Source organism: Methylocystis sp. H4A (assembly GCF_015709545.1).
Lineage (GTDB): Bacteria > Pseudomonadota > Alphaproteobacteria > Rhizobiales > Beijerinckiaceae > Methylocystis > Methylocystis silviterrae.
Window position 1 is genome coordinate 130,673 of record NZ_JADNQY010000019.1, and the last position, 17,650, is coordinate 148,322.

Annotated in this window: 16 protein-coding genes; 9 read left to right on the plus strand and 7 right to left on the minus strand. The window is 64.6% G+C overall.

Annotated features, from left to right (window positions below; genetic code table 11):
- Positions 1-32 precede the first annotated feature (32 nt).
- Both aspS and IYW40_RS05850 read right to left on the minus strand, forming a co-directional pair.
- On the minus strand, positions 33-1,814 hold the full coding sequence (gene aspS / locus IYW40_RS05845) for an aspartate--tRNA ligase (RefSeq protein WP_196399779.1): 1,782 nt from the start codon (positions 1,812-1,814) through the stop codon (positions 33-35).
- 120 nt (positions 1,815-1,934) lie between these two features.
- Positions 1,935-2,123, minus strand: a complete 189-nt coding sequence (locus IYW40_RS05850) for a DUF1192 domain-containing protein (RefSeq protein WP_196399780.1) — start codon at positions 2,121-2,123, stop codon at positions 1,935-1,937.
- Positions 2,124-2,344: 221 nt separating this feature from the next.
- Between IYW40_RS05850 and ppdK the strand changes: the two genes are divergently transcribed.
- A complete protein-coding gene (ppdK, locus tag IYW40_RS05855; RefSeq protein WP_196399781.1) occupies positions 2,345-5,023 on the plus strand; it encodes a pyruvate, phosphate dikinase in 2,679 nt (892 codons plus the stop codon).
- 59 nt (positions 5,024-5,082) lie between these two features.
- On the opposite strand, the gene IYW40_RS05860 is transcribed toward ppdK, so the two are convergent.
- Together IYW40_RS05860 and IYW40_RS05865 are read right to left on the minus strand one after the other, a co-directional pair.
- On the minus strand, positions 5,083-5,250 hold the full coding sequence (locus IYW40_RS05860) for a hypothetical protein (protein WP_196399782.1): 168 nt from the start codon (positions 5,248-5,250) through the stop codon (positions 5,083-5,085).
- Between the two features lie 439 nt (positions 5,251-5,689).
- On the minus strand, positions 5,690-6,361 hold the full coding sequence (locus IYW40_RS05865) for a cyclic nucleotide-binding domain-containing protein (protein ID WP_196399783.1): 672 nt from the start codon (positions 6,359-6,361) through the stop codon (positions 5,690-5,692).
- A gap of 107 nt (positions 6,362-6,468) precedes the next feature.
- On the opposite strand from IYW40_RS05865, the gene IYW40_RS05870 reads away from it, so the two are divergent.
- From IYW40_RS05870 to IYW40_RS05880, 3 genes are all read left to right on the plus strand, one after another.
- Complete coding sequence (locus IYW40_RS05870; RefSeq protein ID WP_014890629.1) at positions 6,469-6,885, plus strand: secondary thiamine-phosphate synthase enzyme YjbQ; 417 nt, start codon at positions 6,469-6,471, stop codon at positions 6,883-6,885.
- A 155-nt stretch (positions 6,886-7,040) separates the two neighbouring features.
- On the plus strand, positions 7,041-8,315 hold the full coding sequence (locus IYW40_RS05875; RefSeq protein WP_196399784.1) for a cell wall hydrolase: 1,275 nt from the start codon (positions 7,041-7,043) through the stop codon (positions 8,313-8,315).
- Between the two features lie 29 nt (positions 8,316-8,344).
- Positions 8,345-9,172, plus strand: a complete 828-nt coding sequence (locus IYW40_RS05880) for a sulfite exporter TauE/SafE family protein (protein ID WP_196399785.1) — start codon at positions 8,345-8,347, stop codon at positions 9,170-9,172.
- A 37-nt stretch (positions 9,173-9,209) separates the two neighbouring features.
- On the opposite strand, the gene IYW40_RS05885 is transcribed toward IYW40_RS05880, so the two are convergent.
- Both IYW40_RS05885 and IYW40_RS05890 read right to left on the minus strand, forming a co-directional pair.
- On the minus strand, positions 9,210-9,875 hold the full coding sequence (locus IYW40_RS05885) for an aminotransferase class IV family protein (RefSeq protein WP_196399786.1): 666 nt from the start codon (positions 9,873-9,875) through the stop codon (positions 9,210-9,212).
- Positions 9,824-11,008, minus strand: a complete 1,185-nt coding sequence (locus IYW40_RS05890; protein WP_196399787.1) for an aminodeoxychorismate synthase component I — start codon at positions 11,006-11,008, stop codon at positions 9,824-9,826. The genes IYW40_RS05885 and IYW40_RS05890 overlap by 52 nt, the downstream gene beginning before the upstream one ends.
- 122 nt (positions 11,009-11,130) lie before the next feature.
- On the opposite strand from IYW40_RS05890, the gene IYW40_RS05895 reads away from it, so the two are divergent.
- A complete protein-coding gene (locus IYW40_RS05895) occupies positions 11,131-11,973 on the plus strand; it encodes a TIGR00282 family metallophosphoesterase (protein WP_196399788.1) in 843 nt (280 codons plus the stop codon).
- 91 nt (positions 11,974-12,064) lie between these two features.
- Positions 12,065-12,958, plus strand: a complete 894-nt coding sequence (locus IYW40_RS05900; protein ID WP_196399789.1) for a neutral zinc metallopeptidase — start codon at positions 12,065-12,067, stop codon at positions 12,956-12,958.
- A gap of 17 nt (positions 12,959-12,975) precedes the next feature.
- On the opposite strand, the gene IYW40_RS05905 is transcribed toward IYW40_RS05900, so the two are convergent.
- Complete coding sequence (locus IYW40_RS05905; RefSeq protein ID WP_246720669.1) at positions 12,976-13,608, minus strand: transposase; 633 nt, start codon at positions 13,606-13,608, stop codon at positions 12,976-12,978.
- A 6-nt stretch (positions 13,609-13,614) separates the two neighbouring features.
- On the opposite strand from IYW40_RS05905, the gene IYW40_RS05910 reads away from it, so the two are divergent.
- From IYW40_RS05910 to IYW40_RS05920, 3 genes are all read left to right on the plus strand, one after another.
- Positions 13,615-15,153 (plus strand): NAD(P)H-hydrate dehydratase, encoded by a 1,539-nt coding sequence (locus tag IYW40_RS05910; RefSeq protein WP_196399790.1) that lies wholly within the window; start codon positions 13,615-13,617, stop codon positions 15,151-15,153.
- Between the two features lie 241 nt (positions 15,154-15,394).
- Entirely contained in the window at positions 15,395-16,042 is a 648-nt protein-coding gene (locus tag IYW40_RS05915) for a carbonic anhydrase (RefSeq protein WP_196399791.1), read from the plus strand.
- A 41-nt stretch (positions 16,043-16,083) separates the two neighbouring features.
- Positions 16,084-17,649 carry a SulP family inorganic anion transporter gene (locus IYW40_RS05920; protein WP_196399792.1) on the plus strand — a complete coding sequence of 522 codons (1,566 nt, stop codon included), beginning with the start codon at positions 16,084-16,086 and terminating at the stop codon, positions 17,647-17,649.
- Position 17,650: the final 1 nt, after the last annotated feature.

Consider the following 17,650-nt stretch of genomic DNA (forward strand, 5'->3'; position numbering starts at 1 on the left):
AACTCCGCAACGCGCGCCTTGGCGACTGTCGCTTACGCCTTGGTCTCCGGCAGATTCAGCCGGATGTGCAGTTCGCGCAGATGCTTCATCGTCGCTTCCGACGGCGCGCCCATCAGCAAATCCTCGGCGCGCTGATTCATCGGGAACAGCGTCACTTCGCGCAGGTTTTCCTCTTCCGCGAGCAGCATGACGATGCGGTCGACGCCCGGCGCAATGCCGCCATGCGGCGGCGCGCCATATTGGAAGGCGCGATACATGCCGCCGAATTTCTCGATCAGCACATCTTCGCCATAGCCGGCGATCTCGAACGCCTTCTTCATGACGTCGGGACGATGGTTCCGGATCGCGCCGGACGATAATTCCACGCCGTTGCAGACGATGTCATATTGGTAGGCGAGGATGGTGAGCGGGTCCTGACCTTCCAGCGCCTCCATGCCCCCTTGCGGCATCGAGAAGGGATTGTGCGAGAAGTCGACCTTCTTCTCGTCCTCGTTCCACTCGTACATCGGGAAGTCGACGATCCAGCAGAATTCGAAGACATCTTTCTTCGATAGACCGAGTTCGTCGCCGATGCGCAGCCGCGCCATGCCGGCGAGCCTTGCGGCGGCGGTCTCTTCGCCGGCCGAGAAGAACACCGCGTCGCCGGCCTTCACGCCCGCCTTGGCGGCGATCGCGGCCTGCGCCTCCGCGGGAATGAATTTCGCGATCGGGCCCTTGCCGGCGAGCGCGCCGGCCTCTTCCTCAAAGATCACATAACCGAGGCCCGGCGCGCCTTCGCTGCGCGCCCAGTCGTTCAATTTGTCGAAGAAGCTTCTCGGCTGGGCGGCGGCGCCCGGCGCGGGTATGGCGCGCACGGTCTTGCCTTTGAACGCCTTGAAGCTCACGTCCTCGCGGGCGAATTCCTCGGACACGTCGGCGATGAGCAGCGGGTTGCGCAGATCCGGCTTGTCGGTGCCATATTTGAGCATCGACTCGCGGAAGGAAATGCGCGGAAATTTCTGCGTGACCGCCTTGCCGTTGGCGAACTCCTCGAACAAGCCGCGCAGCACCGGCTCGATCGCGCCGAACACGTCCTCCTGCGTGACGAAGCTCATTTCGACGTCGAGCTGGTAGAACTCTCCCGGCGAGCGGTCAGCGCGCGCGTCCTCGTCGCGAAAGCAGGGCGCGATCTGGAAATAGCGATCGAAGCCGGCGACCATGATGAGCTGCTTGAACTGCTGGGGCGCCTGCGGCAGCGCATAGAATTTCCCCGGATGCAGGCGCGAGGGCACCAGAAAGTCGCGCGCGCCCTCGGGCGAGGAAGCGGTCAGAATCGGCGTCTGGAACTCGAAGAAGCCCGCCTGCTTCATGCGCATGCGGATCGAATCGACGATGCGGCCGCGCAGCATGATGTTCTGATGCAGCTTCTCGCGCCGCAGGTCGATGAAGCGATATTTGAGCCGCGTGTCCTCGGGATAGGGCTGGTCGCCGAAGACCGGCACCGGCAATTCGGCGGCGGCGCCCAACACCTCGATTTCGTTGACGTAAACCTCGACCTGTCCTGTCGGCATGTCGGGATTTTCGGTGCCGGCGGGGCGCTTGCGCACCTCGCCGTCGAGCCGCACCACCCATTCGGAGCGCAATTTCTCCGCCTGCGCGAAGGCGGGCGAATCGGGATCGACGACGCATTGCGTCAGCCCGTAGTGATCGCGCAAGTCGATAAACAGCACGCCGCCGTGATCGCGGATGCGATGGCACCAGCCGGAGAGCCGGATTTTCTGGCCGACGAGCGCCTCATTGGGCGCGCCACAATTATGCGAACGGTAGCGATGCAAGGGTCGGCTCATGGGGTGGAGGTGTAAAAGAACGGGATCCCGGAACGATCGGGCGTTTCGCGCGCAGAAAGGGCATGGGCCGTCGTCGGCTGTCAAGCCGAGCCCCTTCGGGCGGCAGAGCTATTTCCTGAAGAACGCTTCGGCGGCAGCGCTCGCCGCCTGTTTTGCCGCGCGCTTGGCCTCGAGCCGGGCGATCTCCTGCTGCAGTCGCTCGATGCGCTCGTCCAGTTCGGCGACGGACAGCAGATCGAGCGGCTGGCCGATCTCGAAAGCCGCGGGACGCGGCGCGTCATCCTGTTCGTTTTTCATCACCGCGCGACCTCGGCTGGATTTCTTCGCTCGCTGGCCAAAATAGCGCTCAAGGAGTCATGCGCCAACTTGTGGACGCGCGTCATTTGAGCGTAACTTCCGGCGCGCTTGATGATCCGCGCAGGCGGGCGTCGTCGGCCGCCGAGGCGCGGCCGGAAGCGCCCAAAACCGCCAAGGCGCGGCGCGTCCCGCGCCCGCCTCTCTCGCCGGACGAAATAGGTATGACCAAGTGGGTGTATAGTTTCAGCGCCGGTCGGTCCGAAGGATCGGCGTCGATGAAAGAGCTTTTGGGCGGCAAAGGGGCCAATCTCGCTGAAATGGCGGCGCTCGGACTGCCAGTGCCGCCCGGCTTCACCATCACCACCGAGGTCTGCGCCTATTTTTACGCCAACGGCAAGACCTTTCCCGCCGATCTCGCCGGGCAGGTTGACGCAGCGCTTGCCGATATCGGCCGCGTCGCCGGGCACGCCTTCGAAGACCCGCAGCAGCCGCTGCTCGTCTCGGTGCGTTCGGGCGCCCGCGCCTCAATGCCCGGGATGATGGACACGGTGCTCAATCTCGGTCTCAACGACGAGACCGTGGAAACGCTCGCGCGCAACTCCGGCGACGAACGCTTCGCCTGGGACTGCTACCGACGCTTCATCGAAATGTATTCCTCCGTCGTCCTTGGCGTCGAACATCACCAGTTCGAGGAAGCGCTGGAGAGAATCAAGGAGAGCAAGGGCTTCGCGCTCGATACGCAGCTGACGGCCGAGGATTGGCGCAAGGTCGCCGCGCAATACAAGGCGATCGTCGAACAGGCCGCCGGCAAGAGCTTCCCACAGGATCCGCGCGAGCAATTGTGGGGCGCGATCAAGGCGGTGTTTTCATCCTGGATGAACAATCGCGCCATCGTCTATCGCGGCCTGCACAACATCCCCGAAAGCTGGGGCACCGCGGTCAGTATTCAGGCGATGGTGTTTGGCAATATGGGCGCGCAGTCTGCGACCGGCGTCGCCTTCACGCGCAACCCTTCGACCGGCGTGCGCGAGCTCTACGGCGAATATCTCATCAATGCGCAGGGCGAAGACGTCGTCGCCGGCATTCGCACACCGCAGCCGATCGCCCAGTCCGCAAGCCACGCCTCCGGCTTCGAAAAGATTTCGCTCGAAGCGGCGATGCCGGCGATCTTCGCCGAATTCAAGGGATACGCCGACAAGCTCGAACGCCATTTCCGCGACATGCAGGACATGGAGTTCACGGTCGAGCGCGGGAAATTATGGATGCTGCAGACGCGCGCCGGCAAACGCACCGCGCGCGCGGCGCTGAAACTCGCCGTCGACATGGCCCGTGAAGGCCTCATCGGCAAGGATGAGGCGATCACGCGCGTCGAGCCGCAGTCGCTCGAACAATTGCTGCATCCCACGATCGATCCCGCGGCGAAGCGCAATATTCTCGCCACGGGTCTTCCCGCCTCGCCCGGCGCGGCTGTCGGCGAAATCGTCTTCGATCCGGAAGAGGCCGCGAAGCTCGCCTCGAACGGCCGCAAGATCATCCTCGTGCGCATCGAGACGAGTCCCGAAGACATCGGCGGCATGCATGGGGCGGAAGGCATTCTTACCGCGCGCGGCGGCATGACCTCGCACGCCGCCGTCGTGGCGCGCGGCATGGGCAAGCCCTGCGTCACCGGCGCCGGCGCGCTGCGCATCGACTACGAGGACCAGAGCTTTACCGTCGCCGGCAAGCGTTTCGGCAAGGGCGACCGCATCACCATCGACGGCTCGGCCGGGCAGGTGATCGCCGGCGAAGTGAAGATGCAGCGGCCGGAGCTCACCGGCGAATTCGCGGTGCTGATGTCCTGGGCGGACCAGAAGCGACGGCTGAAGATTCGCGCCAACGCCGAAACGCCGTCAGACGCGCGCGCCGCCCGCCGTTTCGGCGCCGAAGGCATTGGCCTCGCGCGCACCGAACATATGTTTTTCGAAGGCGAGCGCATTGTCGCGGTGCGCGAGATGATTCTCGCCGACGACGCCGAAGGGCGCCGCCTCGCGCTGGCGAAACTGCTGCCGATGCAGCGCGAGGACTTCAAGCAGCTGTTCGAGATCATGTCGGGCCTGCCGGTCACGATCCGTCTGCTTGACCCGCCGCTGCACGAATTCCTGCCGCATTCGGATGCCGAGATCGCCGCCGTGGCGAAGGCGATGGGCGCCGATCCGGTGAAACTGCGCCGCCGCGCCGCGCAGCTTTCCGAATTCAATCCGATGCTCGGCTTTCGCGGCGTGCGGCTCGCCGTGATCTTCCCCGAGATCGTCGACATGCAGGCGCGCGCGATTTTCGAGGCGGCGATCGAAGCCTCTCTCTCGACAGGCGAACCGGTCGACATCGAGATCATGGCGCCGCTCGTCTTCACACGCGCGGAGCTCGATCTCGTCAAGGCGCGAGTCGCCGAAATGGCGAAGCTCGTCGAGGGCGAGACCGGGATCAGGCCGAATTACCACGTCGGAACCATGATCGAACTGCCGCGCGCGGCGCTGCGCGCCGGCGACATCGCGCCGTCGGCGGATTTCTTCTCCTTCGGCACCAACGACCTGACGCAAACGACGCTCGGCATTTCGCGCGACGATTCGGGCTCCTTCCTCAACGCCTATGTCGAAAAGGGGCTGCTGCCGGCCGACCCCTTCGTGACGATCGATCAGGAAGGCGTCGGCGAACTCGTCGAACTCGGCTGCAAGCGCGCCCGCGCCGCGAATCCGACGATTACGCTCGGCGTCTGCGGCGAGCATGGCGGAGATCCGGTTTCCGTCGCCTTCTTCGACAAGATCGGCTTCGACTATGTGTCCTGTTCGCCGTTCCGCGTGCCGATCGCGCGGCTCGCCGCCGCGCAGGCGGCGCTCGGCGAAAAGGCGTCGAGCACGGCCTAAGGCGCCCCATAACAAAAGGCACCGCAGATGAGCGGCGCCTTTTGTTTCGATCGGCTTTCTTACTTGATCATTTTCACGGTGCGGCCGACTTCGGGCGCGCCCTGTTCGCCTTGCGGCGCGATCCATTCTGGAACCCAGGTCAGCGCAACCACCACGAAGAACGCAAAGGCCGCCACCCACATGATGATCTTGCCGAGTTCCGCACCACTGTGCACTGCGAGCGCCATATCAGACCCTCCTCGATGCTGAAGGCCACGCCGCAACTGGCGTTAGCGCCGTCTTTCGCGTGCGGCGGGCGATGCCACGGATGTGGGGCCGCCCGGCCTCAAATCAAGCGGTCAAGTTTAAAGAATGTCGGCTAAACCATTCGTTTATCCGCTGCGCTGCAGATTCAGCTCCAGCAGTTTAGCGAGCGCGTCTTCGGTCGAAATATCCTCCGGCCAGCCACTCAGCTGGTGCGTCGACTCACATCAATAAACGATGCTTGGCCACCCTTGGCGTTACAAGGTAACGCGTCGTCTCTCCGCCGTCATGGCCGGGCTTGTCCCGGCCATCCACGTGTCGACATCGCATGCGCCTTGCAGCCATTGCGTAACGTCCCGGCGTGGATGCCCGCGACAAGCGCGGGCATGACGCAGGAGAGGCGCCGCGGGCTGCGCCGTTCCCTCACGCGCTCTCCAGCTCTTCCTCGCGGTGGTTCATCTCGAAGCGGCGCACGATCAGCCGCACGAGGTAAAGGCCGAACTCGGGGTTTTGAAAATAGAGCTGTTCGAACTGCTCATAGGTGATGACGAGCAGACTGACGTCGCCGATGCAGCGCGCCGTCGCGGTGCGTTTGCCGTTGGTCGTAAATAGCGCCATCTCGCCGAAAATCGCGCCGGGCGAGAGAATCGCGCCGCGTTCGACGATTTCGATGCGTCCTTCGACGACGACGAAGGCCTCGTCGGCTTCGTCGCCCTTCATGAAGACCGCTTCGCCGCGTTGCAGCGTGCGCGGATGCATGAAGGGCTTCAGCCATTCGATGTTCAGGTCGTTGCCGCTGGCTTCGCGCACGCTGGCGATGAGCTTGCGCATTTCGCGCATGCGGGTGAAGTTGAGCGGCAGGTTGATCGCATGTTTGGCGATCGTCGGCGGGCTGGCGATGATGAGTCCCAAGGTCACGCCGAGCACATTGCCCAGCATCGCGGTGATGCGCAGCGGGATCATCCGCTTCATGTAAGCGGCGCCGACGACCGTCGACGCTTCCGCCCAGGCGAGCGCCGTCAGCGCCACCCCGCCGACGGTCTTTCCCGTATCCGACGCGGCCCAGCTCATTAGCGTATCGATCAGTTCCGACATTGCAGCTTCCATCCTTACGCCGCGCTTAACCTTTGCGCGTAACCAAGACAAGCGTTCAAAAAGCCTGCGGGACTGGACTTTCCCATGCGCTTTCGCACATTCGCTCCATGCGACAAACGAGCCGAATCCTGCGGATCGACACATCCGGGCGCGGATTTTACGAATTTACCGAGGCCGTCCGCGACTTTGCCCGCGGCGCCCGCATGACGCAGGGGCTGGCGACGGCGTTCTGTCGCCACACCTCCGCGTCGCTGCTCATTCAGGAAAACGCCGATCCCACCGTGCTGCGCGATCTCGAAGCCGTCTTCGCAAGGCTCGCGCCGGAAGGCGCGGATTACGCCCATGATACGGAAGGCGCCGACGACATGCCGGCGCATATCCGCGCCGCGCTCACCCAGACGCAGCTCTCGATCCCACTTATTGGCGGCGCGCTGGCGCTTGGAACTTGGCAGGGCGTCTTTCTTTTCGAGCACCGCCGGCGGCCGCACCGGCGCGAAGTCGCGTTGCATCTGATCGGCGAATGATCGCCGTTGCGTCATTCTGGCACGATCGCGGCGCCGCGCCGGCAACGGTTCCGCAAGGCTAATGAACGATAAGATTTTACGAAGGATCGCATCCGGGGCGGAGCGACGCAAATCGCGGCGCCTTGCCAGACGCGCCGTCGCACATGGATCAGTCTATGCGTCGTCAGTCGAGAACGCGTTTCGTGCGCAGAGGGGTTGCGCCCTGGGTCTTTAGCGTAACGGCGCCATGGGCGCTTGGCGTCGGCGTGCTGGTCTCCTTCACCGCGGTCGCGGGGCAGGACCCCGTCGCCGATTGGCGCGTTTCTCCGCTCGCGGCGCGCGCGCCGGGGGCGCTGACGCTCGGCTTCAGCGAGGCGGCGAGCGGCGATTACGGGTTCTATGGCCAAACGCGCGCCCAAATTCAGCAGGCGCGCCTTGTCGTCGGCGGTCCGGAGGAGGGCGTTCCCGACGAGCGCGAGCCGCATGTCGATCTCAAGCCCGACGTGAAGCATTTTCCCCAGGTCGATCGGCGGCATAAGGGCGATCCGGTGGTCGCCATGCGGCCCGGTTTCGAGACCCGCCGGCCGCAGCCGGCGAATTTAGGGTTAAGCGAATCGCCGCCGCTCTCCTTCGGCCTCGATGGCAAGTCGACTCGGCCGACGGCGACGCCGCTTGCGCCTCGCGGCAAAACCCCAGGCGACGAAGCGCTCGAAGAGGCGGACGCGGGCTCCGCGCCGGAGCCGGCGACGACGCAAAAGTCGATGGCGGCCGCCTCGCCGTCGCAGAGTTCGTCGATCTCGACTCCGACCGGCGCCGACGCGCCCCGCGATGTTGCGCGGGAGGCGCAGACCGAGCGCGCGCTGCACGGCGCATCCCCGCAGACGCCGCGCGCCGTCGCGCTGGGGTCGTCGACGCCGGCGCAGCCGGACGCCGTGCCCATCGAAGTGTCGTCTTTCTCCGGCGCGACGCTGGCGCTGTCGACGCCAGGCAAGGAATTGAGCGCGTCACGTCCGGATTATGCCGCTTCGATTGATCCGGAAAAGCTTGGCCGCGAGGCCCGCTGCCTGGCGGAAGCGGTCTATTTCGAGGCCCGCAGCGAGCCCGAGGCGGGGCAGGCCGCCGTCGCGCAGGTCGTGCTCAACCGTGTCCAGAGCGGCCTCTATCCGTCGAGCGTTTGCGGCGTCGTCTATCAGAACCGGCGCCACTATCGTGCTTGCCAGTTCTCCTTCGCCTGCGAGGGCCGCTCGCTCCGCATCACCGAAGGCGACGCCTGGGAACAGGCGGTGCGCGTCGCCAAGGAAGTCATGGTCGGTCGAACCTACATCTCCGACGTCGGCCGTTCGACGCATTACCACGCCAATTACGTGCACCCGCGCTGGGCGCGCGCGCTCAGAAAGATGGACGTGATCGGCCGGCATATTTTCTATCGCCTGAAACCGGGACAGACCTGATTTTTCTACCGCGGCCCTAGCCTGCCCAAATGGCATGTTCCCTGCTGGCGGTGGAAGAACCAGAGGCGAGCGTGCGGAACAACAAAGCGGCGGCATTCGGCGGCGGGACGGTTATTGGAATCCTGGGCGGTCTGATTGGCTTGGGCGGCGCTGAGTTTCGGCTCCCGCTTCTCATTGGCGCGTTTCGGTTCCCTGCTCTCGAAGCGGTCATTGTCAACAAAGCGACAAGCCTAATCGTCGTGGCTTCGGCGTTGCCTTTTAGGGCGGCGACGGTGCCGCTGAGCGACGTCGCCGCTCATTGGCCCGTGGTTCTGAATCTGCTCGCTGGGAGTCTCTTCGGAGCGTGGCTTGGGGCTGGGTGGGCGACCCGCATCAGGTCAGAGACGCTCTACCGCATCATCGGCATCTTGCTGGTCAGCATCGCAGCGCTGCTGCTGTTTGGGCACGAACAGCACACAGATGGTCAAGCGCTTGCGACCGGTAGTCTTCGTGTCGTCGCGGGGACAGCGGCGGGATTCGCAATCGGGGTCGTCGCATCGCTTCTTGGCGTCGCGGGGGGCGAACTGCTGATTCCGACGCTGGTGTTACTGTTCGGCGAGGATATCAAACTCGCGGGTAGCCTCTCCCTCGCCATCAGCCTCCCGACGATGATCGTGGGCTTCACCCGCTATAGCCGTGACCGGAGTTTCGCCGTGCTACGACATAACCGCCGTTTTCTATTGGTTATGGCGCTTGGCTCGGTCGTCGGAACATTCGTTGGAGGACGGGCGCTCGGCATTATCCCGAGCGCGATCTTGCTTCCCATGCTGGCAGGAATTCTGCTGATTTCCGCAGTTAAAGTCTGGCGGCATGGATGATGAGAGCGAGAGGAGCCGCTTTTCGGCCGCTAGCCCGTTAATCGACGAGCCGCGCGCGAACCAGCCCGCGCACCGAATTGCCGAGAAAAAACTCTGATCGCGAAATATCTTCAAGGCGCAAGATGGACTCGCGGGCGCGTCCTTGCGCGATGAGCGCAGCGCGCAGCGTTCCCGGCAGCAGGCCGCAGGACAGCGGCGGGGTCAGCAAAATGTCGTCCTGAGGCGCGAAGAGGTTGCAGCGCGCCGCTTCGCACAGCTCGTCGCGCTCATTTTGAAAGAGAACTTCATCGGCCCCGCAGCGCTGCGCCGCCTCGGCGAGCGCGTCTTCATAAAGCGCGCGCCGCGTCGTCTTGTGCCGCAACAGCGGCTCGGCGGACGAAAAGCGCCGTTTCGCGACCGCGACGCGCCAGACGGTATCGCTCGGAATCGGCTCGATCGGCGTGACGCTGGTTTCGATCGTTCCGTCGCGCGCAAGGACCAGCCGCACGCGAAGGCGCCCGCTCGACGCCCCCGCGACAGCGGCGTTCAGCGCATCGCGGACTCGCGCCTCATCATGGGCGAAGCCGAGCGCAGCGCTCGAATCCGCAAGCCGCGCGAGATGTTCGGCCAGCAAGCCGAAGCCCTCGTCGCGCGTCCACAGCAGCGTTTCGATCAGGCCGAAGTCGTTCTCGCGCCCGTCAGAAAGCGCGCCTTGATCAGACATTCCTCATACTCTTCGCGCGCGCGGGAATCGGCGACGACGGCGGAGCCGACATTGCAAACGAGGTCGCCTTCCGGGAAAATGGTCAGCGTGCGGATCGCGACGTTGAAACGAATGTCGCCATCTGGCGCGATGACGCCAACGGACCCGCAGTAGACGCCGCGCGCCGCACATTCGAGATCGCGGATGATCTCCATCGCGCGGATCTTGGGCGCGCCGGTCACCGAGCCGCAAGGGAAAAGCCCGGTAAAGAGATCCTTCAGCGTCACGTCGTCGCGCAGCCGCGCCTCGATGCCCGACGTCATCTGATGCAGCGTCGGATAGGTCTGGATGGTGAAAAGATCCGTCACTTTCACCGTGCCGACGACGGCGAGCCGCGACAGATCGTTTCGAAGAAGGTCGACGATCATCAGATTTTCGGCGCGCGACTTTTCGTCTTCGACGAGATATTGCGCGCGCGCCATGTCTTCGGTCGGCATCACCCCGCGCTGCGCGGTGCCTTTCATCGGGCGGGCGCGAATGTCGCGGTCCTGCGCCTCGAAGAAGACTTCCGGCGAGAGCGACACGACGGTTTCGGCTTCCAGCGCGACGACGCCGCCATAAGCGACCGGCTGGCGCTTGCGCAGACCGCGATAAAGCGAAAGCGCATCGCCGTCATAGCGTCCGTACAGCGGGAAGGTGAGATTGATCTGATAAACGTCGCCGGCGAAAATATAGTCTCGGCACGTGTTGAATCGCTGCGTGTACTCCTCCTGAGTCCAGGCAGGGGAAAGCGGAATGTTCGGCGCCGCGCTCTCGGCAGGCGGCAGCGACCAGGGCCGCGGCGCCCGAAACGCGCCGAAGAGGAGCAGCGGCGTCTGCGCGTCGGGCGTCGCTTGAGCGGCGAATTTGGGCTCCAGCGCATAGCCGAGCTCGTAGCCGGCATAGCCGGCGAGATAGAGGCCGCGTCTTGTCGCCGCCTCCATGCGTTCGAACGCCGCCGCGACGTCTTTCGCCGCGCGCGCGACGATGATCTCCTCCGGCTCCTCGAACAGCAGCGCCTGTCCGTCGCTGCGGCCGTCTTCGAAAACGACGTAAGGCCGCGCCGGCGCGTCTTTTTGCGTCAGGACGGTGGGGCGTTCGGCGGCGTCTTGCATTTTTGGCGGGGCTCGCAATGGAATGTGATGTTACATCAGCCGGCTCCAGTTATGAAACGCCGCGTCGTCGCGCAACCTCCGATCCGCTTTGCTCTCGCTGCGCGCGCGGGCTATGAGGCCCTATGTCGAAATCCTCGCCGCTCCGCTTTCTCTTCATCGGCGACGTTCTGGGCCGTTCGGGCCGCGCGGCTTTATCGCGTTTTGTCCCCCGGCTGCGCGAAAAATGGGCGCTCGACTTCGTCGTCGCCAATGGCGAGAACGCCGCTGGAGGCTTTGGCATCACCGAAGCCATTTGTGAGGAAATGCTCGGCCTTGGGGTCGATTGCGTCACGCTCGGCAATCACGCCTTCGATCAGCGCGAAGCTCTGGTTTTCATCGAACGCCAGCCGCGGTTGCTGCGCCCGGTCAATTATCCGCCGGGAACGCCGGGACGCGGCGCCGGCCTCTATACGGCGGCGCGGGGGCAGCAGGTGCTCGTCGTCAATCCGATCGGCCGGGTCTTCATGGACGCGCTCGATGATCCTTTTGCCGCCATCGAGCGCGAGCTGGGCGCCTGCCCGCTGGGCGTCGGATGCGACGCCATTTTTATCGACATGCACGCCGAGGCGTCGAGCGAGAAAATGGCGATGGCGCATTTTGTCGACGGCCGCGCGTCCGTGGTGGTCGGCTCCCATACGCATACGCCGACCGCCGACGCGCAGATTCTGCCGGGAGGCACCGGCTATCAGACCGACGCGGGCATGACGGGCGATTACGACTCCGTCGTCGGCATGGACAAGGAGGAGCCGCTTCGCCGGTTCCTGCGCAAGACGCCCGGCGCGCGCTATGAGCCCGCCAATGGCGAGGCGACCTTCTGCGGCGTGGCGGCAGAAATTGGCGCCGACGGGCTGGCGACCATGATCTCGCCGGTGCGGCTCGGCGGCCGGCTGCGGGAAGAGTGGCCCAATGAATGGGACGCATCGTGAGCCGCCGAGGGCCGCTCTACCCAGAGGCAGTAAGCTCGCTTAAATAGCGATCGAGCAGCGCCCCCGGGCGCGGGCCCCGGAGCGCGCGAATATGAAATGGGAAGATCTCCAGTCGTCGGACAATATCGAGGATCGTCGCGGCTCCGGACCGATGATGGGGGGCGGGCCCCGCGTGGGCGCAGGCGGCATCGGCCTTGGCACGATGGTGATCCTTGGACTGATCGGCTGGGCGCTCGGCGTCAATCCTGCGATTCTCATCGGCGGCGCGCAGATGATCAACAATATGCGCCAGGAGCGCGAAGTGGCTCTGCCGCGCCAGGAGGCGCCGCGGCAAAGCGCGCCGACCGATCAAATGGGGCGCTTCGTCGCAAAGGTGGTGGGCTCCAACGAGCAGGTCTGGTCGCGAGTGCTTCCCGAGCAAAAGGGCGTGCGCTTCCAGCCGCCGCGGCTCGTTCTCTTCAATGGTTACACCCAGTCGCGCTGCGGCGCGGCGCAGTCGGCGATGGGGCCGTTCTATTGTCCGCTCGACCAGCGCATCTATCTCGACACGTCCTTCTTTCGCGACATGCAGCGGCGGTTCGGCGGCGGCGGCGATTTCGCCTATGCCTATGTGATCTCGCACGAGATGGGCCATCACATTCAGAACCTCATGGGCATTCTGCCGAAGATCCAGCGCGCGCAGCAAATGGCTGGCAGCCGCTCGGAAGCCAACGCGCTTTCGGTGCGCGCGGAGCTGATGGCGGATTGCCTCGCCGGCGTCTGGGCCAACAACGCCAACAAGCAAAAGCCCATTCTCGAGGAAGGCGACATTGAGCAGGCCGTCGCTTCGGCGCAGGCGATCGGCGACGACCGGCAGCAAAGAGCTACTCGCGGCTACGTGGTGCCGGATAGCTTCACCCACGGCTCGGCGGCGCAGCGCACGCAATGGCTGCTGAAAGGCTTGCGCACGGGCAGCATTGACGCCTGCAATACATTCGCGCGCTAATCGGCCGGACGCTGCGGCTACAGGACGCAGCGGGCGCGGGTCGTCAGATCGGCCCCCCGGATCTTTCGTACAAGTCGCGCCAGATCCGCGCCTTCGGCCGCCGCCGCGAGCGCGCTCTTTGGCGCAATGAGCCCGACCGGACGGGCCAGACCCGGCGCAAGGCGGGTGATCAGCGAATCCGGAGCCAGCCGAAGCGTTCGGGCGCGGCTGGCGTCGCCATGGGCGAAAAAATCCTGCGCTTCCTCGGCGAAGCCGCGCTCCACGGCGAAACCGGCCAGCAGAAGGAGAAGATGGTCGCGCCGCGCCGCTTTCAGCGCCTGCGCCAAGCCGTCGGCGGCGTGCGGCGCTTCGATCAGCGCGCAGCCGGCTTCATCGGCGATCCCGTCCAGGCCTCGTCCCGGCGCGGCGAGGATCAGAGCGTCGGCGATCAGTCCCTGGACGCACGATTCGACGAGCGAACCGAGGCTGCGCGCCACGGCCGCCGGGCGCAACGGCGCGCCGGGAGAGTCGAAGGCGATCAGCGCGGCGGTCAGCATGTCGCTGACATAGCGGAAACCGAGGCGCGGCGGAATGCGGCGCCGCGTCAACGGGCGTTGCGTCCATCTTGTGAGCCGGCGCCCATTGCGCGGGCGGCGGCCTTCGGTCACCATCGCGCCATGCCCTCCGCGTTCCCGCTCGAAATCCTCACGACGGATCAAATGGCTCGCGCCGATCGCCTGACGATCGAGAGCGGCGTGCCGGCGATGTCGCTGATGGAGAGCGCCGCCGTGGCGATCGCGCGTGCGACCAGCCAAATTCTTCAACGCACCAGCGGGCGTCGGGTGTTGGTGCTCTGCGGTCCGGGCAACAATGGCGGAGACGGCTTTGTCGCGGCGCGGCTGCTGCGTGCGCAGCGCTATAAAGTGCGCGTCGCCTCCCTGACCCCGCTCGACCAATTGCGTGGCGACGCGGCGCAAGCGGCCGCCGCCTGGCCCTGCCCAGTCACTTCCGCGCTCGAGTGCAGCTTCGACGGCATCGATCTCGTTATCGACGCTCTGTTCGGCACGGGCCTCGCGCGCGATCTCGATTCGAACGCAAGCGCGCTCGTCCGCCGCCTGAACCGCTGGCGGCGCGAAAGCGGCCAGAACGTCGTCGCCGTCGATATTCCAAGCGGCGTCGACGGGACGACCGGCGCGGTGCGCGGCGCGGCGGTGGAGGCCGACGCGACCGTCACCTTCTTTCGCGTGAAGACCGGCCATCTGCTGTTGCCCGGCCGTCTGCATTGCGGCGCGCTCACCTGCACGCATATTGGCATTCGACCCTCCGCGCTCGATTCGCTCGCCGTTGAGACTTTCGTCAACATGCCGCAGCTCTGGCGCGCCGCGCTGCCCCTGCCGAAAGTCGAGGGCCACAAATATTCGCGCGGCCATGCGCTGGTCGTTTCGGGCGGCGCCTCCTTTACGGGCGCCGCGCGGCTTTCGGCGGCTGCGGCCTTGCGCGCCGGCGCGGGTCTCGTAACGCTCGCCAGCCCAACCGAAGCGCTTGCGGTCAACGCCAGCGCGCTCACGTCGGTCATGGTTCGGCCGGCCGACGGCGCGAAGGGCCTCGCCAAGGTTCTCTCCGACGAGCGCAAAAATGCCGTCGCCATCGGTCCGGGCCTGGGCGTCAGCGAGGAAAGCTGCGCACAGGTCGAAACGGCGCTTGCGCCGCAGGCCTATCGCCGCGCCGCGGTCCTCGACGCGGACGCGCTCTCGAGCTTCGCCGGCGATCCAGAGCGGCTGTGGCGCGCAACGCGCGCTGCGCCCGGTCCGGTGGTGATGACGCCGCACGCCGGCGAATTCGCACGGCTCTTCGCCGCTTGCGAGAGCGACTGCGGCTGCCGCTCGAAACTCGACAAGGCGCGCGAGGCGGCGCGCGCCAGCGGCGCGGTTGTGCTCTTCAAAGGAGCGGACACGGTCGTCGCCGCGCCCGATGGACGCGCCTCAATCCTTCCTTATGCGACGCCCTGGCTCGCCACGGCGGGGTCAGGTGACGTCTTGACCGGCGTCATCGCCGGCTTGCTGGCGCAGCGCATGGACGGCTTCCTCGCCGCGTCCTGCGCCGCCTGGATGCATGCGCGTGCCGCCGAGATTTTTGGTCCGGGGCTGATCGCCGACGATATCATCGCCGCCTTGCCGCAGGTGTGGCGGGAGCTCTGCGCGGCGCAACAAAAATAGGCAGCCGAAGCGAGCGGTTTCCTTCTTGTCCATTTCGCGAGCGTGGCCCTATGCGAGGACGAGCCCGCGGACTTGTCGCGACCTCAAGACCTTCGTAGACTCGTCCCTGCTTGAGCGAGGGCGCGCGACGCCGACGATGATCGCCTGAGTTCGCGCTCCTGTTCCGAGCGGCTTCGTTGCTGTCACATCGCTGTCGCAACAGACCGCTTTTGAGACGACGGCTGAAAGAAAAACGGGCCTTATGAAATCCTTCGAAAAACTGTTGCTTGAGAACAAAGCCTGGGCCGAGGAAGTCTGTGAGCGCGATCCCGGCTATTTCGAGCGTCTCGCGGCCGATCAGAAGCCCGAATTCTTGTGGATCGGCTGCTCCGACAGCCGCGTGCCGGCCGACATCATCGTCAACGCGCTGCCGGGCGCCATTTTCGCGCACCGCAACATCGCCAATCAGGTGATCGCCACCGACTTCAACTGCCTCAGCGTCATCCAATACGCTGTGCAAGTGCTCAAAGTTCCGCACGTCATCGTCTGCGGTCACTATAATTGCGGCGGCGTTCGCGCCGCTCTTGACCGACAGCGCCCCGATCTGTCGCTGCTCAATAAATGGCTGATGCATATTAAAGACATCTATCGGATGCATAGAGATGAGATCGACGCTCTCAACTCTCAGACAGAACGCGCCGATAGACTCGTCGAAATCAACGTCATCGAGCAGGTGATGCGTCTGTCACAATTTTCCATTGTGCAGACCGCCTGGAAAGAAGACCGGCGGCCGATGCTGCACGGCTGGGTGTTCGGACTCGACGATGGGATCCTGCATCAGCTCATCACGTTGCCGCCAGGCAGCGAGGTGGACGTCATCTATCAGCAAGAAGGCGGCGAGGATTTCTAACCGGCCGCGGGCATAAAACCGCCAATAAGGAGAATTCAGGCGTGTTTAGGAGACATCTCGACTACTACGTCCGCTACCTCGATCATGACATTCCGGCGGGGGTCGTGGTGTTTCTCGTCGCGGTGCCGCTGTGTCTCGGCATTGCGGTCGCTTCCGGCGCCCCGCCCTTTTCGGGAGTTATCTCGGGGATCATCGGCGGGCTGGTCGTCTCTTTGATTAGCGGTTCGCAGTTGAGCGTTTCGGGTCCTGCCGCGGGCCTGACCGTCATTATCGCGACCGCGGTCGAAAAACTCGGCTTCGACGCCATGCTGCTTGCGGTGGCGCTGTCGGGCCTCCTGCAATTGGGGATGGGCTTTCTGCGGGCGGGCGTCATCGGCGCGTTTTTTCCGTCGGCCGTCATCAAGGGCATGCTCGCGGCGATCGGCTTGATCCTGATTATGAAGCAGCTGCCGCACGCCGTCGGCTATGACGCCGACGCGGAGACCGATCTGTCCTTTCTCGAGAACGATAGCCACACCCACCTTTCCTTTCTCTTTGACGCCTTTCGCTCCTTTTCGACGGGAGCGGTGATCGTTAGCGTCGTCTCCCTCGCGATCATGCTCCTTTGGGATACGCCCTACATCAAGAAGCATCGCTACCTTTCGCTCGCGCCAGGCGCGCTGGTCGGGGTGCTGTTTGGCGTCGCCTATAACTTCGTGGCTCAGACGCTGTTTCCCTCTTTGGCGATCGCGCCGCAGCATCTCGTCAATCTTCCGGCCATCTTTGGACCGATAGATTTCGCGCGGGAGTTCAGCTTTCCGGATCTTACGCGGCTGATCGACGTCCAGATCTATGTGACGGCCGCCACTTTGGCGCTGGTCGGCAGCCTTGAAACTCTGCTGAGTCTTGAAGCGGTCGATAAGCTCGACCCGCTCAAGCGCATCGCGCCGACCAATCAGGAGCTCAAGGCCCAAGGCGTCGGCAATTTTTTGAGCGGCATGTTGGGCGGGTTGCCGATCACTGCGGTGATCGTGCGCAGCTCCGCCAGCATCGACGCCGGCGCGCACACAAAGGTGGCGTCCTTTGTCCACGGCGTGCTGCTGTTGCTCAGCGTGATGTTCCTGGCGAGCCTGCTCAACATGATTCCGCTCGCCTGTCTTGCCGCGATTCTGCTCCTGACAGGCTACAAGCTCGCGAAGCCAAAGCTCTTCGTCCAGCAATATGAGAAGGGCTTCAACCAGTTCGCGCCCTTCGCCGTGACGGTCGGCGCCATTCTTTTGACGGATCTTCTCAAAGGAATGGCGATCGGCATGGCCGTGGGCCTCTTCTTCGTGTTGCGGGCGAATTACCACTCCGCATTCACGCTCACGCGTGACGGCCGGAACTACCTGCTGCGCCTGCAAAAGGATGTGTCCTTCCTCAATAAGGCGCAGCTGCGCAACTTCCTCGAGGAGGTCGAGGAAGACAGCTATCTGGTGATCGACGGCACGCGCGCCGGCTTTATCGATCAGGACATCATGGAGACGATTCAGGATTTCATCAAAGCTGCGAGCGATTACAATATCCGCGTTGAACTCAAGGAAATGCGGGGCCTGGAGCCGGTCAACGGATTGGTCCCCGCAGAATAGC

Bases quoted from the DNA above. Each gene is read 5' to 3' on its own strand.
- IYW40_RS05850 (WP_196399780.1), bottom strand. From the start codon at position 2,123: ATGAAAAACGAACAGGATGACGCGCCGCGTCCCGCGGCTTTCGAGATC.
- IYW40_RS05900 (WP_196399789.1), top strand. From the start codon at position 12,065: ATGAAATGGGAAGATCTCCAGTCGTCGGACAATATCGAGGATCGTCGC.
- IYW40_RS05875 (WP_196399784.1), top strand. From the start codon at position 7,041: ATGCGTCGTCAGTCGAGAACGCGTTTCGTGCGCAGAGGGGTTGCGCCC.
- IYW40_RS05890 (WP_196399787.1), bottom strand. From the start codon at position 11,008: ATGCAAGACGCCGCCGAACGCCCCACCGTCCTGACGCAAAAAGACGCG.
- ppdK (WP_196399781.1), top strand. From the start codon at position 2,345: ATGACCAAGTGGGTGTATAGTTTCAGCGCCGGTCGGTCCGAAGGATCG.
- IYW40_RS05915 (WP_196399791.1), top strand. From the start codon at position 15,395: ATGAAATCCTTCGAAAAACTGTTGCTTGAGAACAAAGCCTGGGCCGAG.
- IYW40_RS05865 (WP_196399783.1), bottom strand. From the start codon at position 6,361: ATGTCGGAACTGATCGATACGCTAATGAGCTGGGCCGCGTCGGATACG.
- IYW40_RS05860 (WP_196399782.1), bottom strand. From the start codon at position 5,250: ATGGCGCTCGCAGTGCACAGTGGTGCGGAACTCGGCAAGATCATCATG.
- IYW40_RS05880 (WP_196399785.1), top strand. From the start codon at position 8,345: ATGGCATGTTCCCTGCTGGCGGTGGAAGAACCAGAGGCGAGCGTGCGG.
- IYW40_RS05895 (WP_196399788.1), top strand. From the start codon at position 11,131: ATGTCGAAATCCTCGCCGCTCCGCTTTCTCTTCATCGGCGACGTTCTG.
- IYW40_RS05905 (WP_246720669.1), bottom strand. From the start codon at position 13,608: ATGGTGACCGAAGGCCGCCGCCCGCGCAATGGGCGCCGGCTCACAAGA.
- IYW40_RS05870 (WP_014890629.1), top strand. From the start codon at position 6,469: ATGCGACAAACGAGCCGAATCCTGCGGATCGACACATCCGGGCGCGGA.
- IYW40_RS05910 (WP_196399790.1), top strand. From the start codon at position 13,615: ATGCCCTCCGCGTTCCCGCTCGAAATCCTCACGACGGATCAAATGGCT.
- IYW40_RS05885 (WP_196399786.1), bottom strand. From the start codon at position 9,875: ATGTCTGATCAAGGCGCGCTTTCTGACGGGCGCGAGAACGACTTCGGC.